Genomic DNA, 16171 nt, shown 5'->3' on the forward strand with positions numbered 1-16171 from the left:
TCCCGGCGACGATGGCGGGGTGACCTGCGGCGCAGTGCCGAGCGTCAGAAGTGTACGTACACCGGCCCTGAAACGGTTCGGTGAGATCCGTCACGGACTTCCCGGACGTTCGGTGATGATCGGCTTACCGGCGACCTCGGCAGCCCATGCCGAGAGAAAAGGGTGAAATTGCCGACACTCGCCACGGAATCGCCGCTTTGCGCGGTCGGATTACCACTTTTCAGTGCCGAACGCCGTTCGGATGCCGGTGGTTCCGGTCGCTCTGATGAGGCAGTGACAGCCGCGGGTAGCCGGTCCCGGCCGGGCCCGGCTCGCTGTGGCCGGGATCGGCCCCGCGCTTGAAAAGGTCGCGCAGCATCTCCCGGCACGCCCAGGCGAGCACCGCGACCGAGCAGACGAGCACGGCGACGAGCACCGCCTCCACCGGGTAGCGCACGAGGATCCGGCCGAATTCGGCGAGCAGGAGTCCGAGCGCCACGCCGGCCAGAAGCGTTACGAGATAGGAGATCGGCACCTCACGACCACGCGCCTCAGTCATCTGGCATCCCCCTCCAGCCGGTTTTCCCGCAGCACGATTTCCATTTCCCCGCGGGCCGGTGATCCTGCCCCGGCAAGGCCACGACCAGCGGGAACCAGGTGGCGATCATAACCGGCGAGACCGGGAAAAGACCCCAGCAGCTCACCCGAAGGGGCGATGCGTGGATCAATTCCGCAGCCTGGTCCGGCCATTATCGCGAATTACGTTCACCACGATTTCCGCCTCGGCGTGGGCGGGCGTCACGCCGAAAACTCCTCCGCGAGGGTGTTCCAGAACATCAGCTCGTAGCCCTGGAACAGCCGGGCGTACGTCCGGGCGCGGCCCGCGTCGAGCCGGCCGGCGTCGAGGCCTGCCTGGATCGCCGCGAGGGCCTGGTCCTCGAGCCCCGGCGCGTCGGCGGCGAAGAAGTCGAAGAACGCGCAGGCGTCGTCGTCGAAGCCGTAGTGCTCGCGCATGCCCGCGGCGATGGCGCCGCAATACCGGCCCCACGCGGCGAAGTTCGCGAAAATGGCGACGGCGACTTCGGCCGATTCGCCGTTCAGCGCCAGCCACGCGAAGTACGCCGGGTACGCCTGGCAGCCCACGCGCGGCAACTCGGTGCCGGGGTCCGGGCCCGCAGCCGACGCGAGGGCGTCGAGCTTGCCCAGCGCGAGTTGCTCCCCCGGCGCGAGCCCGCCGAAGAACTCCCGCGCCCGCAGCTCGTCCGCGCGCGCCGCCAGTTCGTGAAAACTGCGCCAGTCACTGCGCACGATCCACTTCTCCTCGGCGGCGATCGCGGCGAACACCGCCCGGTCCGCGCGGCCGGCGGACACCAGCGGCACGAGCCGGTTGCCGTCGTCGCGAGGCGCCAGCTCCGCTTGGATGGTGTCGAGCAGCTCGCGGGCCAGGCTGGTCATGGGCACTCCTCGAGGTCTGGGCGGCGAGTCTCCAGTCAATCAGGCCGGCCGGATCCACGCGGTGGGTAAATGACCGTTTCGACCGGTTCACCGCCAGGTCCACGCCGGTGCCGAAGCTGGCCTCGATTCTCTATCCACACCGGCGGGGAGCCCCTACAGTGACGTGATCAGCCACCGTTGGAGGAGGGTCAGCGTTGACCACGCCCAAGTCCGTCGCCGAGCAGGCCGAAGGCCAGACGATCCCGGGTCTGCTGTTCCGCAACGCCACCGAGTACGGCGACCGCCCCGCGGTCACCTCGCTCGACCTCGAAGGCCACCCGACGCTGACCTGGAGCGAGTTCCGCACCGCGATCGCCGAGGTGTCGCGCGGCCTGGCCGGGCTCGGGCTCGGCGCCCGCGACCGGATGCTGATCATGGCGCCCGGCAGCCCGGACCACCTCATCGCCGACCTCGCCGCCGTGCACCTCGGCGCCATCCCGTGCACCGCGTACGCCACCCTCAGCCCGGACCAGATCCGTTACGTGGCAAGGCACAGCGCTGCCCCAGTGGTCGTCCTCGCGGGCGCCGGAGAGCTGGAGCGCTGGCTGCCGGTACTCGACGACCTGCCGGCCCTGCGCCACGTCGTGGTGCTGGACGCCGGGTCGATCCCGGCCGGCGACCAGCGGTTCGCCTCGTTCGCCGAAGTGCGCGAAACCGGCCGCGCGGCGATCGCCGCCGACCCGGACGTCTTCGAAAACTCGTGGTCCTCGATCAAGCCGGACGACCCGCTGTCGATGATCTACACCTCCGGCACCACCGGCGACCCGAAGGGCGTGGTGCTCTCGCACCGCAACGCCATCCACGAGGGTTACGCGGTGCAGGTGATGCACGGCTCCCCCATGCACGTCACCAACATCGCCTACCTGCCGCTGGCGCACATCGCCGAGCGCGAGATGTCGGTGTACATGCCGATCATGTGGGCGGGCCACGTGCACACGCTCGCCGACCCGTCGGCCGTCGTCACGGCGCTCGGCCAGGTGCGCCCGCAGAGTTTCTTCGGCGTGCCGCGGGTCTGGGAGAAGATGGTGGCGGGGCTGAAGAACATGCTCGGCGGCGTCCCCGAAGACCGGCGGGCAGCGCTGCTGGCGGCCAACGCCTTGCTGCAGGAGGGATACAAGCTCCGCAGCGAGGGCCAGGAGGTCCCGGCCGAGCTGGCCGAGCGCATCGCGAAAACCGACGAAGCCGTGCTCGCCCCGGTCCGCGCGCTGCTCGGTCTCGACCAGATCCTGGTCCCCGCGAGCGGCGCGGCCGCGCTGCCGCTCGAGGTGCTCTACTTCATCGCCGGGCTGGGCATCGAAATCCTCGAAGTCTGGGGGCTGTCCGAGACGACCGGCGCGGTGACGGCGAACGGCGCGGGCGCGTTCCGCGCGGGCACCGTCGGGCGGACGCTCGACGGCGTCGAGGTGAAGATCGCCGAAGACGGCGAACTGCTCGTACGCGGGCCCATCGTGTTCCTCGGCTACCTCCAAGCCGACGGCTCGATCGAGAAGGCGACCGACGACGAGGGCTGGTTCGCCACCGGCGACATCGGCACCGTCGACGAAGACGGCTACGTGCGGATCACCGACCGCAAGAAGGAACTGATCATCACCTCGAGCGGCAAGAACATCGCGCCGACGCACATCGAGGGGCTGCTGAAGGAGCACCCGCTGATCGGCCAGGCGGTCGCGATCGGCGACGACAAGCCGTACGTCACCGCGCTGATCGTGCTCGACGACGAAATCGCGCCCGGATGGGCGGCGGCGAACGGCATCGAGGGCGCCGACACCCTGGAAGCGTTGGCCGTCCACGAAAAGGTCCGCGCGGAGATCGAGCGAGCCGTGGAATCGGCCAACAGCCGGCTGGCGCGCATCGAGCAGATCAAGCGCTACCAGGTGATCACGCGCGTCTGGACGCCCGAGTCCGGCGAACTGACGCCGACGCTCAAGCTCAAGCGGCGCGTGATCAACGAGCGCTACGGCGACGACATCGCCGGGCTGTACACCGGGAGCCCGGCGCCGGCCGCCGGCGCCTGAACCAGCTGTCAAGGCCCCCTTACCCGCGTCGCACGCCGGTAAGGAGGCCTTGACGGACTTGGCCGGACCCGCCGCTAAGCGATGCGGCTGGGGGTTTCCGTCCACTTGCGCAGGCGCGGCGGCACGCGCTTCTCCAGCCCGTAGTTCTCCAGGTGCGCGCTGAACACCTCGTCGAACGCCTTCTGCACCGTCTCGGTGTCCCAGACCGGCCGTTCGAGGATCGGCTGTTTCAAGTACGGCTGGCCCATCACGTGCAGCTGCGGGCCGTTGCACCGGATCATCTGGCCGGTGATCCCGGCCGAGCCGCCGCCGAGCAGGAACAGCACCACCGGCGCGATCTTCGACGGCGTGCGGTCCGGCGGGCAGGCCCGCAGCGCGCGCTCGGACTTCCACACCATCCGCGTGTGCGCCACCGGGCACACGGCGTTGACGCGGATCCCGGCCTCCTCCAGGTCGAGCGCCCAGGAGTAGGTGAGCGACGCGACCGCGCCCTTGCTCGCCGCGTACACGCCGAGCTTGCGCTGGCCCAGCGAAGCACCCGAGGAGATGTTCACGATCGACCCGCCGGTGCCGCGCGCGACCATCGCCTTGATCGCCGCGAGCCCGGTGTACATCACGCCGAGGACGTTGACTTCGACCAGCTCCCTGGCCTGCTCGACGTCGTCCTCCCACGGCAGCGCCTCGTAGTTCAGCCCCGCGTTGTTGACCAGCCCGTCGATCCGGCCGAAGGCCCGCAGGCACTCGTCCACGATCGCCTGCGCCTGGGCCGGGTCGGCCACGCTGTGCCCGCTGGGCACCGCCCGGCCGCCGTACGCGCGGATGTTCTCCGCCGTGCGCTCGGCCAGTTCCACGTCGACGTCGTTGACCAGCACGGCGCCGCCCGCGCGCGCCACGTGCACGGCGAACGCTTCGCCGAGTCCCCGGCCGGCGCCGGTCACGATCACGGCCTTGTCCTGCATCAGCCCGTCCATAACCTCTCCCCACTGCGTGCGCCGGCGGGCGAGGGGCCGCTCCGCCGGGCTCCCCACCAGTCTTGGTCCATTCGGCGCAGCGGACAGGGCGATGGCGACGAACGGTGCCGGACCTGCGCCGAGCGAGTAACCGTCGATCAGTCCACCGGTACCTCCCGACGGGTCAGTACCACCGGAAGACGCGGTCCACCCGGCGTAGCCCGATCGGCTCAACAGCCGACGACATCCCCGTTCCCGGTCCACCTCCGGGTAATCAGCGGCATACTGGCTGTCGTCCCCGGTCACCGAACCTGTGACGCGCCGACCGGCGCTGTCACGGCACAGGCAGAATGCGGGAACGCCACGTTCGCCCGACCGGGGAGGGGGGAATGGTCACCCCGTGACGACCCACGCCAGTGCACCGCTGACCGCACCGCTGCGGAACGTCGAATATCGCGTTCTGTGGGCGGCCGAGGCCATCTCGAGCGCGGGCGACCAGCTGGCGAAGGTGGCGCTGTCCATCCTCGTCTACAACCGCACCGGCTCGGCACTCTGGGCCGCGGTGGTCTACGCGCTCACCTTCCTGCCCGCGCTGGCGGGTGGGCTCGGGCTGTCCTTCCTGGCCGACCGCTATCCGCGACGAGCGGTGCTGGCCTCGAGCGCGACGGTCCAGGCGGTGCTGGTGGGGCTGATGAGCATCCCGGGAATGCCGCTCGGCGTGCTGTGCGGGCTGCTCGTCGCGGTGCAGCTGGCCGCTTCGCCGGCGAACGCGGCGCAGAACGCGATCACCCGTGAGGTGTTCGACGACGACGAGCTGTACCTGCGCAGCCAGGACCTGCGCGGGATCACCACCAACACGGTGATGCTGCTGGGGCTGGCCGGCGGCGGACTGCTGGTGACGGCGGTCGGCTCGTCGTGGGCGCTGGCGATCGACGCGGTGAGCTTCGCCGTGGCCGCGGCCATCGTCCGGGTCTGGGTGCAGGACCGGCCCGCGGCGGGCGGAGAGCAGACGACCTGGTTCGGGGCGACTCGGTGGGTGTTCGGGCAGCGGCGGCTGCGGGTGCTGATCGCGCTGTCCTGGCTGGTCGGGCTCTCGGTGGTGCCGGAGGGGCTGGCCGCGCCGCTGGCCCGTCAGCTCGGCGCGCCGTCCGCGGCCGTCGGCTGGCTGCTCGCCGCCGACCCGCTCGGCTTCGTGATCGGGGCCTACCTGCTGTCCAAATTCGCCTCGGCGCCGACGCGGCAGCGGCTGCTCGGGGTGCTCGCCACCCTGTCGCTGGCCCTGCTCGCGCTGTTCCTGCTGCGGCCGAATTTGCCGGTCGCGCTGGTGCTGCTGGCACTGGCGGGCGCCATGGGGGCGTACATCATCACGGTCACCGCGACGTTCGCCACCTGGGTGCCGAACGAGATGCGCGGCGGCGCCGGCGGGCTGTATCGCACGGGGCTGCGCGTCGCGCAGGGTGTCGGCGTCGCGATCGGCGGGGTGGTCGCGCAGGCGACCGGCTCGGCCGTCACTGCCATCGCACTCGCCGGGGTGGCCGGCGTCGTACTGGCGATCCCCACCGCGTTCTCCTGGACCCGGGTCCGGCACGCGGTCGCCGCCGACTCCGGGCTCTGAATCATGGCCGGATCACTGCCGCCGGCCCGGCGAAAGAGGTCCGGGCATCGAAGCCGGACCGAACTGTTTTCACGCCTCGCGGTCACGCACGGAATCCACCTCCGCTCAGAATGTCACGGAACAAGCATGGTCAGGTCCAGCTCAGGCTTCACGGTCCGACATCGTCCGGCACCTCCTCGTGACTGCAATTCGGACGGAAAAGGGGCGGGAACGATTCAGGCCTCACGGTCCGACATCGGGAAAACACCTCCTGTGGCACACCGCGGGGATGCGGAAGAAGCCGGTGCCGCAATTCGCATTCGGCATTCACCAGCCATCGGGGGAAGGTACCTCCGGGGTGCGGAGGCACGCGAGTGGGCGGAACACGAATTCTGTCCTCGGGGAGGACTCCCTGCCGGGAAGTCGGTGAGTGCGATGATACCGGTAAGGCATCCCACCACCACAGCGGGAACCATCACACGCCGACGACCCGAGAGACCGGAGGAGGCCGAGCCCGATGCCCGAGAACGGACACGCGCGCGGTGAACCGACGGACTCCGGTGACGGAGTACCCAAAGCCGCCCATGATCACCCTGCCCGGAACCAGAATTCTCCGAGTGGTGCACAAACCGCGACCGAACGGTCGCAGGGTGTCGGCGGCAGGCTGCGCTCGCTGATTTCCGCGAATCCGGTGTCCTCGTGGGATCTGTGGACGAAGCCGCGCCCGATGATCATTTTCCTGCTTTCCTGGGAAGCGGTCGCGGTCGCGCTGCTGACGTTCGCGATCGTCACCACCGGCGCCACCACTCTCGTCGACTGGGCGCGGTTCGGGATCCTCGCCGCCTGCGCGACGGTGCACATCCAGCTGACCCGGCGGCAGGAAGAGCGGCGGCGCAACCGGGTCACGGCCGTCCACATCGACCTGTCCGGCATCTGGGTCTTCCCGGGCGCGCTGCTGCTGCCGATCCACCTGACCCTGCTGCTGATCGTCATCGTGCGGACCCAGCGGTGGTTCAACTCGCGGCGGCCGCCGCACAAGTTCGTCTTCACCTCGCTGACCCACGCCGTTTCGGCATTGCTGGCCCATCAGCTCTACCAGAGCTTCGCGTCGGCGGAAGTGGCCCGGCTGAGCCCGGCGAACTCACTGCAGGTCTTCGGCATCCTGATGCTCGTCGGCTTCTGTTACGCCGCGTTGCAGGCGATCGTCATCGGCGGCCTGCTCGCGCTGGGCGGCACCTCGGCGCCGACGCTGAGCAATGTGCTGGGCACCAAGGACGACAACCTCCTGGAGCTCTCGACGATCGGGCTCGGCACCATCGCCACCATCCTGCTCGTGGACATCCCGCCGGCGATCGTGATCCTGGTGCTGATCACCGTGCTCGGCAACCGGCTGGCGGAGATCAACCAATTGCAGTCGGAAGCGCGGACGGACCCGAAGACGGGGATCTTCAACGTGCGCGGCTGGTCCGAATCGGCCGAGCGCGCGCTGGCCCGCTCCGCGCGCGGCGGCGAAATGCTGGCGCTGCTGATGATCGACCTCGACCATTTCAAGTGGATCAACGACACCTACGGTCACCCGGCGGGCGACGACGTGCTGCGCACCGTCGCGCAGACCCTCGACGAGATCACCCGCCCCAAGGACATCATCGGCCGGTTCGGCGGCGAGGAGTTCCTGATCCTGCTGCCGGACGTCGACGAGACCGCGTCGAAGGTGACGGCCGAACGCATCCGCGTCGCGATCGCCGAACAGCAGATCGTCAGCACCGACAAGCGCGGCGGCCAGGCCCGGATCAGCGGGCGCACCGCGTCGATCGGGGTGGCGCTGCTCGGGCCCAACGGGGCCACTGTGGAACAGCTGCTGCACGCCGCGGACGCCGCCGTTTACGCGGCTAAAGAGGGCGGCCGCAACCAAGTGCGGTTCGCCGACGCGGACCAGTCGTTCACCGAGGGCCAGTCCTTCACCGAGAACTGAGCGCCCGTTTCCGGGCCCTCGCGTTTCCGGCCCGCCCTAACCTCCGGACGCCGAATCCGATTAATCGCGTTCGGCTCCAGCCCCGGGCGAGCGGCGGCCGAATTCGCTTTCCGCCAGGTTTCCCGCGGGTTTCGCGAGCCGTTATTCATCAACGCCCGAAATAAGCGGTATGTTCGGCGCCGTCGGCATCGGGGGCTATCCCCCGGCCGCGCCGGGGGCTGTCACCGTGCCGTCCCGGCGGGCGGGCTGGCACTCTAGGACCCATGCCAGCCATCGACGACCGCGCCCCGGCCGCCGCGCGCCCACGACGTCGCTGGTCGACGTCGGGGTGGCTGCTGCTTGTCCTGTTCACCGTGTTCGCCTTCGGGCTGATCGCCTCGCGCCCGGCGTCGCCGCCGGACCAGGGGCCGCCGACCGGTGACGTGCTGGCGGCGCAGAACGCCATCGCGGCGCTGGTGCACCCCGGCCCGCAGCCGAGCGCGCTGGCCCTGCTGCCCAAGGACTTCACCGCCGTGATGGACGTGCTGCCGGGCGTGCTGACCGCGCGCGACGGGACGGTGCGGGCCGTGCACGTCGACGGCGGCTGCTCCGCGCCGTGGGGTGACGACAACACGAAGTGGGACTACTCCGTGCCGTGCAAGGCGCACGACCTCGGCTACGACCTGCTGCGTTACGCCGACAAGAAGGGCCACCCGCTGGACCAGCAGGTCCGCGCGTCGCTCGACGCCCAGCTGTCGAAGGACATGCACCACACCTGCGCGCTGAACCCGATGGACTCGCCGCGCACCTGCCAGCTCGTCGCGACGCTGTACTCGGCCGGGCTGGTGGTGAACTCGTGGCATCAGCGCTGGGGCCCGCCGGTGGGCGACCCGATCGGCGCGATGGTCATCGGCGTGCTGGTCATCGGGGTGCTCCTGGCGTTCCGGCTGCGCGGCTGGCCCGCGGCCCGCCGGACCCGGCCCGCGGTTCGCCGGACCGGCCCGCCGACGCGATGGGCGCTGCTCGGCGCGGGCGGCGCGGCGTTGCTGATGCTCGGCGAATCCGTGACCGCGCTCTTCGACTGGGCGGGCGCGCCGGAACAGGCGTTGTGGCCGTTGACCTGGCTCGCGCAGCTGACCCCGCTGCTGTTCTTCGCCGGCGGCCACGCCAACGAGGCGGGCTGGCAAGCCGAACGCGATCGCGGCTACCGGCACTACCTCGCCGAGCGCGCGAGCCCGTTGCTGCGGCCCGCGCTGATCTTCGCCGTGGTCGCGCTACTCGTGCCGCTGGCACTGGAGCTGCTCGGGATCCCGGCGGGCACCAACGCCACGGTGATGCGGATCGCGCTGCACCCGCTGTGGCTGCTGGGCGTGTACCTGCTGATGATCGTCTGCGCGCCGGCGCTGCTGGCGCTGTACCGCCGGGCGCGGCTGGCGTCCGTGCTCACGCTGCTGGCCCTGGTCGTCGCGGGCGAGCTGGCGGCGACCTGGTCGGGCTCACAACTGCCGCGTTACGGCGCGACGCTCGCGCTGGCGCTGCTGGCCCAGCAGCTGGCCTTCGCGCACGCTGACGGCGTCCGGCCGTCCCGGCGGGTGCTGGCCGTGGCGGCAGTGGTGGGCGTCGGCGGGCTCGCGGTGGCGAGCTTCGTGCTGGGCGCCTCGCCGACGCTGCTGGGCAGCCCCGGCGCACCCGCGGCCCTGTCCGCCGCGCCGTGGGAAGTGCTGCTGCTGGGCGTCACGCAGCTGAGCCTGGCCGGCCTCTTCGTGACGCCGTTGCGGCGCTGGGCCGCGCGGCCGTTGGTCCGGCGGGCAGCTGGGCTGGTGCTGCGCGCGCCGATGAGCCTGTACCTGGCGTTCCTGGCGGCGATGCTGCTGCTCGTCGCCGTGGTCTACCTGCCGGGCCCGATCGCGGACGGCCTCAGCTGGCTGGTCCGGCCGCGGACCGCGATGGCCGTGGCGCTGCTGGCCGTGCCCGCGATCGCCGTGTTCTGGTGGTTCGAGCGGCACCCGGGCGCGCCGGCCGCGGACGCCGTCGAGCCGCCGGTCCGCGTCCGCAGCGGCCCCGGCTGGCACGCGATGCTGCTGACCAGGGCCGCCGCCGTGCTCGGCATCGGCTACGCGACGGCCGGCGTGTTCGGTCTCGCGCTGGCCCGCTTCGGCGACGTCGCCGCGGACGCCGACCTGCTCGGCCTCCGCTTCGACCCGGTGCAGAGCCTGGTCCACCTCCTGCTCGGCGTGCTGCTGCTGCACACCATCCGGACCGGCGCGACCACGGCGGCGAGCACCTGGCTGGCCTGCGCGCTCGGCAGCATTCCCGCGCTGGTGGCCGCTTCGGACGGCGAGCCCTCGGGCGCCGCCACGGTCGTCCTGCATGCCGGGACCGCGGTGTTCGCCCTGATCGCCGCGGCATCGTGCCTGGTCCCTGACCGGCGGGCGGCCGGGGCGACGCCGGGCTGAGCCGGACACTCCGGGTACGACCGGCATTCCGCCGGTCGGGCGAGCAAGGCGCGGATGGCGGAACATGGGTGGTGCGTGCCACACCAAGAAGGGGATGTGTAAACCTACGGCAACCACGTCCCGGCACCATGCGTCTTCAACACCGGGACTTGCAGGACTGACGAGAAGGAGCCGTCGCGTGGATTACCCGCCTCGGAACGGGCAAGGCGACCGCCGCCCCGCCCGCCCCTGGCAGGACCCGCCGGGGCGCGGCCAGGCCCGCCGCGTCCCACCGTCCGGGCGCCCGCCCCGCGAAAACGCCGAGTACGGCGCGCCCCGCGACCCGCGCAAGGCCCCGCCCCGCCGTCCCGGCCCGCCGCCGGAGCGCCGGCCCGCCCGCCGGGTCCGCCGCAACTCCTTCCGCGGCGCCAAGATCGCCCTCACCGTGGTGTCGCTGCTGGTCATGGGCCTCACCGGGTACGCGTGGGCCTCGTTCCAGGGCCTGGTCAACGGCCTGAACTACGCCGACGTGATCGACCCGAAGTCCGGCGGCGACCAGCCGGCCGACGGTGCCCGCGACATCCTCCTGGTCGGCCTCGACAGCCGGACCGACGCGCAGGGCAACCCGCTCTCCCAGGAACTGCTCGACCAGCTGCGCGCGGGCGAGTCCGACGGCGAGCTGAACACCGACTCGCTGATCTTCGTGCACATCCCGAACGACGGAAGCAAGGCCGTCGCCATCTCGCTGCCGCGCGACTCGTACGTGGACATCCCCGGCGGCTACGGCAAGCACAAGATCAACTCCGCGTACGCCCGCGCGATGCTCCAGGCCCGCAAGGACCTGCAGAAACAAGGCGTCACGGACCCGAAGGAGCTCGACGTCAAGGCCAACCAGGCCGGCGCGAAGGAGCTGATCTCCACCGTCGAGGCACTCACCGGGTCCACGATCGACAACTACGCGGCGATCAACCTGCTCGGCTTCAGCGATATCACGCAGGCCATCGGCGGCGTCGACGTCTGCCTGGCCGACAACGTGAACGACACCTACTCCGGCGCGAACTTCACCAAGGGCGTGCACACCATCTCCGGCGTGCAGGCGCTCGAGTTCGTCCGGCAGCGCCACGGCCTGCCCCGCGGCGACCTCGACCGCGTCGTGCGCCAGCAGGTGTTCATGGCCGGCATGGCGCGCAAGGTGCTCTCGGCGGGCACGCTGACCGACCCGACGAAGCTGAACGCGCTGATCGACGCCATCAAGAAGTCCGTGGTGCTCAACCAGAACTGGGACATCTTCGGCTTCGCCGAGCAGATGAAGGGCCTCACCGGCGGCCAGCTCGAGTTCCGCACCATCCCGGTGCAGAACGTCGACTACCAGACCCCGAGCGACGGCTCCGCGATCCAGGTGGACCCGGCCGCGGTCCGGGCGTTCGTGCAGGGGCTGGTCCCGAAGCAGCAGGGCCAGCAGCAGGCGCCGCCCGCCGCTGACAGCGCGAACAAGGCGACCACCGTCGACGTCCGCAACTCCTCGGGCCGCACCGGCCTGGCGGCGAGCGTCTCCAAGGAGCTCGCCGGCAAGGGCTTCACCGCGGGCGACACGGCGAACGGGACCTCGCGCAAGACCACCGTGATCTGGGTGCCGAAGGGCGGCAAGAACACCGGGCAGGCGGTCGCGGACGCGCTGGGCACGAAGGCCACGGTCCAGGAGGACAAGAGCGTCAGCGCCGGCCACGTGATGATCTTCCTCGGCTCGGACTACTCCCCGTCCACCTCGAGTTCCGGCGGCTCGAACGCGGCCGGGGCCCCGGCCAGCGCCCCGGCTTCCTCCCCCGCGGCCCCGCCCGCCGGGGACTCCGGGGGCGACAAGCCGATCACGGCCGACGGGGTCCCCTGCGTCAACTGAGCCGCTTGCGCCGACTGGCCTGTTCAGGCCAGCGCGGTACTCCGTTCGGAGCAGCTGGCGAAATCGTCACCAAAGTCTTCGGCGAAACCGCGTAAGGAAAAGCGCACTGCCCACTTTCATACACGTGAGACGCGCACGCGTTCGCAGCAACGACAGCGGACGCGACGCGGTGGAGCGTGATCAGGGCAGGGGACGAGGAGTGGTGATCGACGTTGAGCACTACCAGCGGATACTCGGGGACGAGCTCCGCAAGCTCAGGCGCGGGCGCGGCTGGACGCGCAAGGAGCTGAACCGGCATCTGCAGAGCGAAATCTCCCTGCAGACGCTGGCGACGTACGAGCTGGGCACGCGCCAGTGTTCCGTGGTGCGCCTGGTCGAGCTGTGCGTCGCCATGGACGAGCTTCCCCAGGACCTGCTGGCGAAGGTGCACAGACGCGTATTCGTGGAAGAGCCCGGCCGCGTCCGGGTCGATCTGCACCGGGTGATCGCGGAGGCCGCCCCGGAGCTGCTGCCGCTGCGCCGCTGGGCGGAAGACCGCCTCCGCCAGGCCGCCGACCCGGGCCCGGACTCGAGTTCGGCGGAAGTGTCGCTCGACCTCGCGGCGCTGGAACGCATGGCGGAACTCTGTGACTTGCCGACTGTCGAGTTGATTACCCACCTTCGCAAGCTCCAACCCAGCTGAGGGGTTCGAGCCTGACCTGGTCTGGCACGAGGGGGACTTTCGCGTCGTCGAGGGCCGCGAAGTCCCCTTCACCGCCGGGCACTCGGGCTTCGGCGCTGCGCAGGCCACCGACGCCGCACCAAGCGGACCTCTGTCGCTGAATCACGTCGATCTCCGCCCACTGGAAAGTTCCCGCTCCGCCACCGGCGACGCCGAGTGGTCACCGCAACGCGCCCGGCGGCCGTCTGCCCTCGGACCGCCGGGCCACCCCTGACCGCTCGGCGGCGCGAACGTCCCCCTCGCGCCGCCGAGCACCGGATGGCCGTGGACGTCGCCAGTTGTTGTCACCCCGCCGAGCAGCCCTCGCGGCGGATCGGTGCGCTTGCCCGTCGGATCCGGGAACTTACTCAGAGTAGGTTACCGCCGGTAGAGTGCTCCCGTGACCACCGCGAAACGCAAGCGCATGCCTCGAGCCGAGCGAGAACGGCAGATGCTCGAGGTCGCGGAGCGGGTGTTCAGCGAGCGCGGCTACGCGGCGGCCTCGATGGACGAGATCGCCGAGCTGGTGGGCGTCTCGAAGCCGATGCTGTACGAGTACTTCCGCTCGAAGGAGGGCTTGCTGCTGGCGTGCATCGCGGAGTCGCGGGCGGCGTTGCGCGAGGTCACGGAGCGGGCGACGGTCGGCGCGGAGACCGCGGAAGAGGCGCTGCGGCGTGGATTGCTGGCGTTTTTCGTGTTCATCCGCGAGCGCCGTCAGGCCTGGTCGCTGCTGCGGCACGAAATGGCCTTGATCGGCACGCCGGCGGCCGACGAAATCGAGCAGACCCGCCGCCAGCAGACCGACCTGATCGCGGCCCTGGTGAGCGGCCACCTCGACAGCGAGGACGAGATGCGCGCCGGAGCGTCCGCCGAACTCGTCGTCGGCGCCTGCGAGCGGCTCGCGATCTGGTGCGAGCGCTTCCCCGACGTCACCCCCGAAATGGCGACCGGCTACGCCATGGACATGCTCTGGTCCGGACTGTCACGACCGGGCCGCTGAGACGCCCGTGAAGATGCGCGTGCATTAGGCCATTCGGTCGTCACTCAGCGCTCATTCCCTCTCGTTACTTGTGACACAGAGTTTTCCTACGGTATCGATGACACTGTAGAAAGACTGATGGAGAGTCGCGGGGAGCAGAAAATCGCGTCATGAACGTGCGGTGGCCGAGTCCCGGCCAGTAACGCATGCTGATGACGAGAGGGGTGGGACAGTGGTGGAGACGATCACAGCGACGTACCTGCACGACGACGAAGACTGGACGATCACCGTCAACGGCCGGGGCAAGGAGCTGTCGGCGAAGGCGCCGGGGATCATCGCTGCCCGTGACCGCGCCGACCAGCTGGTCGAACAGGTCGCCCCGGACGGGCGACCCACGGTCGTGCACCTGCTCAACGGCAGTGCGCTGGAGTTCACCAGCACCTACATGACCGCCCGGCTGACCCTCCCGGAGATCGAACCCCTGCAGGTCCCGCCCGCGGGGACGAAGTCCGCTGCTGGTGCCGCGCCTGCTGGTTCTGCGGTTTCTGCTGGTGACGCGGCTGCGGGTTCGGCGGCTGGAGATCCCGCCTCCGCCGGTGCTACTTCTGCTGGTCCTGCCTCCGCCGGTCCCGCGCCTGCCACCACTCCGGTCGACCGGGCCCCGTCCTCGGCCGGGACCTCCGCGACTCCGGCCGAGGGCCCCGCGAACGCCGACGCCACGGCCGACTCGGTGTCCGTGCCCGGCCAGGCTTCCGCCTCCGCGACCCCGAGGGCGGCCAAGCCGCAGCTCCCGTCGAGCAAGCAGCTCTCGAAGGAGGTCGAGGACCGCAAGCCCGAGGCGCCCAGCCGTCCCGGCGTCCCCGCGGGTGCCTCGGCGAAGCCACCGGTAACTCGCGCCTGACCAGTACAAACACCAGCCTCGGCTGGATCGCGGGCCCCGCCGAGATCGCGGACCCGCTAGAGAGTCGCGCCCAGTAGAACCACTGGGCGCGCAGAGCCTCACAGAACCGCTCGCCCGCGGAGTCCGAGCGGGACCTAGGGCATGCCACGAAACGGCGCTGCCTTCAGCCGGTCCGCAAATTAGCGGTGCGGGTTCCCAGCCAGGCGCGCGAAGCAGCACAGGGTCTCAGCAAGACTGCGAAAGCTGCGCAGGACGAAGCGAGATCTCCACTGCGCCGCGGACCTGCCATGAAGTATTGCCGGGTGTCGGCGAGACCGTGAAGCTGCCGCGGTGCGAGCGGGATCTCAAGCAGGGCTGCGGACCTGCCACCAAGCCGCGGCGTGCCAGCGAACCGCCACAGACCGGCGCGTCAGCCAGACCGCGAAGCTGCCGCAGGGGCAGCGGGGTCTCAGCGGAACAGTTTGCGAACCAGCAGCACGGCGATCAGTGCGCCGGCGCCGATCAGGGGGTACTTGACCTTCGGGTTGTCCAGCTTGGCGCGAAGGCCGTCCTTGGCCGCGTTCGCGAGCTTCTGCGGGTTGGCCTTGGTGCCCAGCTGGTCGAGCGTCGCCACCAGGTTGGTCCTGGCCTGCTCGATCTCACGCTCGATAGTCTCGGGGTCGCGAGCCACGTGCCCTCCTCGCCGCATGGACTGTAGGCGCCCACGTTAGAGGACTCCCCGCCCACGACGGCCACTGGCCACGCCGAGCCGACCCGAACGTGGTGCACGCTACGATTCCCGGAGGTTCCCGGGGGCCGTAGCCCAATTGGCAGAGGCACACGGTTTAGGTCCGTGCCAGTGAGAGTTCGAGTCTCTCCGGCCCCACTCGCAGGCTCTGACCTGCACGGCGACTATCAGCCCGGAAGGCCCTCAGGGGCCTGTGCCACCAACGTGCCACGCCCAGAGGAGTTGGCCTACGGCAGCGGCCAGGGCTGCCCGCACAGGGATCTGTTATGCAGGCTGCGAGCTTCGCTGTCGCGAAATCGCGGCTCGTCGTGGGCGAAGACGACTTGGCCGGCCGCGGCAGTGGACGCCGGTCTTGTCGAAGATGCTCTTCAGGTGTCGCTGGACGGTGTGCGCGGGCACCAGCCAGCTCGGCCACGATCTGGGTGGTCAACGCGCCCTGCGGAACCAGTCCGGTGAGCGCCAGGACGGCAAGGCCGTCCTGGTGGACCCGGCCCCGGGACAGGTCGGTGCGGCCTTACAGGCAGTGCTCGACGCCGGCGCCTCGGCGTT

12 protein-coding genes and 1 tRNA gene are annotated in these 16171 nt (G+C 70.5%); 9 read left to right on the plus strand and 4 right to left on the minus strand.

Going from position 1 to position 16171, the window contains the following annotated elements; genetic code table 11:
- Nucleotides 1–220: 220 nt before the first annotated feature.
- Both OG371_RS06355 and OG371_RS06360 read right to left on the minus strand, forming a co-directional pair.
- Nucleotides 221–538: a hypothetical protein gene (locus OG371_RS06355; RefSeq protein ID WP_329066513.1), complete on the minus strand. Its 318-nt coding sequence runs from the start codon at nt 536–538 to the stop codon at nt 221–223.
- A gap of 239 nt (nt 539–777) precedes the next feature.
- Nucleotides 778–1434, minus strand: coding sequence for a transcriptional regulator (locus OG371_RS06360; protein WP_329066515.1), 657 nt, complete (start codon nt 1432–1434; stop codon nt 778–780).
- A gap of 194 nt (nt 1435–1628) precedes the next feature.
- On the opposite strand from OG371_RS06360, the gene OG371_RS06365 reads away from it, so the two are divergent.
- Nucleotides 1629–3488: an AMP-dependent synthetase/ligase gene (locus OG371_RS06365; RefSeq protein ID WP_329066517.1), complete on the plus strand. Its 1860-nt coding sequence runs from the start codon at nt 1629–1631 to the stop codon at nt 3486–3488.
- 74 nt (nt 3489–3562) lie between these two features.
- Here OG371_RS06365 and OG371_RS06370 read toward each other — a convergent pair whose 3' ends face one another.
- Complete coding sequence (locus tag OG371_RS06370) at nt 3563–4459, minus strand: SDR family NAD(P)-dependent oxidoreductase (RefSeq protein WP_329066519.1); 897 nt, start codon at nt 4457–4459, stop codon at nt 3563–3565.
- A 379-nt stretch (nt 4460–4838) separates the two neighbouring features.
- Between OG371_RS06370 and OG371_RS06375 the strand changes: the two genes are divergently transcribed.
- From OG371_RS06375 to OG371_RS47345, 7 genes are all read left to right on the plus strand, one after another.
- On the plus strand, nt 4839–6053 hold the full coding sequence (locus OG371_RS06375; RefSeq protein ID WP_329066521.1) for an MFS transporter: 1215 nt from the start codon (nt 4839–4841) through the stop codon (nt 6051–6053).
- Between the two features lie 706 nt (nt 6054–6759).
- Nucleotides 6760–8004 carry a GGDEF domain-containing protein gene (locus OG371_RS06380; RefSeq protein ID WP_329066523.1) on the plus strand — a complete coding sequence of 415 codons (1245 nt, stop codon included), beginning with the start codon at nt 6760–6762 and terminating at the stop codon, nt 8002–8004.
- 263 nt (nt 8005–8267) lie between these two features.
- Complete coding sequence (locus OG371_RS06385; protein WP_329066525.1) at nt 8268–10439, plus strand: phospholipase A2; 2172 nt, start codon at nt 8268–8270, stop codon at nt 10437–10439.
- 178 nt (nt 10440–10617) lie between these two features.
- The gene (locus OG371_RS06390) at nt 10618–12315 is read left to right on the plus strand and encodes an LCP family protein (protein WP_329066527.1); all 1698 of its coding nucleotides are present in this window, start codon (nt 10618–10620) and stop codon (nt 12313–12315) included.
- A 199-nt stretch (nt 12316–12514) separates the two neighbouring features.
- Nucleotides 12515–12997, plus strand: coding sequence for a helix-turn-helix domain-containing protein (locus tag OG371_RS06395; protein ID WP_329066529.1), 483 nt, complete (start codon nt 12515–12517; stop codon nt 12995–12997).
- 418 nt (nt 12998–13415) lie between these two features.
- Nucleotides 13416–14015 (plus strand): TetR/AcrR family transcriptional regulator, encoded by a 600-nt coding sequence (locus tag OG371_RS06400; protein WP_329066530.1) that lies wholly within the window; start codon nt 13416–13418, stop codon nt 14013–14015.
- Between the two features lie 214 nt (nt 14016–14229).
- Nucleotides 14230–14895 carry a hypothetical protein gene (locus tag OG371_RS47345; RefSeq protein WP_442876083.1) on the plus strand — a complete coding sequence of 222 codons (666 nt, stop codon included), beginning with the start codon at nt 14230–14232 and terminating at the stop codon, nt 14893–14895.
- Nucleotides 14896–15343: 448 nt separating this feature from the next.
- Here the strand turns inward: OG371_RS47345 and OG371_RS06410 are convergent, their stop codons facing one another.
- The gene (locus OG371_RS06410; RefSeq protein ID WP_329066532.1) at nt 15344–15565 is read right to left on the minus strand and encodes a DUF3618 domain-containing protein; all 222 of its coding nucleotides are present in this window, start codon (nt 15563–15565) and stop codon (nt 15344–15346) included.
- 121 nt (nt 15566–15686) lie between these two features.
- On the opposite strand from OG371_RS06410, the gene OG371_RS06415 reads away from it, so the two are divergent.
- Nucleotides 15687–15760: transfer RNA gene (locus OG371_RS06415), tRNA-Leu, on the plus strand.
- Nucleotides 15761–16171: the final 411 nt, after the last annotated feature.

Source organism: Amycolatopsis sp. NBC_01480 (assembly GCF_036227205.1).
Lineage (GTDB): Bacteria > Actinomycetota > Actinomycetes > Mycobacteriales > Pseudonocardiaceae > Amycolatopsis.

Coding starts and splice junctions, on each gene's coding strand:
- OG371_RS06355 (WP_329066513.1), bottom strand. CDS start 538: ATGACTGAGGCGCGTGGTCGTGAGGTGCCGATCTCCTATCTCGTAACG.
- OG371_RS06360 (WP_329066515.1), bottom strand. CDS start 1,434: ATGACCAGCCTGGCCCGCGAGCTGCTCGACACCATCCAAGCGGAGCTG.
- OG371_RS06370 (WP_329066519.1), bottom strand. CDS start 4,459: ATGGACGGGCTGATGCAGGACAAGGCCGTGATCGTGACCGGCGCCGGC.
- OG371_RS06380 (WP_329066523.1), top strand. CDS start 6,760: ATGATCATTTTCCTGCTTTCCTGGGAAGCGGTCGCGGTCGCGCTGCTG.
- OG371_RS06385 (WP_329066525.1), top strand. CDS start 8,268: ATGCCAGCCATCGACGACCGCGCCCCGGCCGCCGCGCGCCCACGACGT.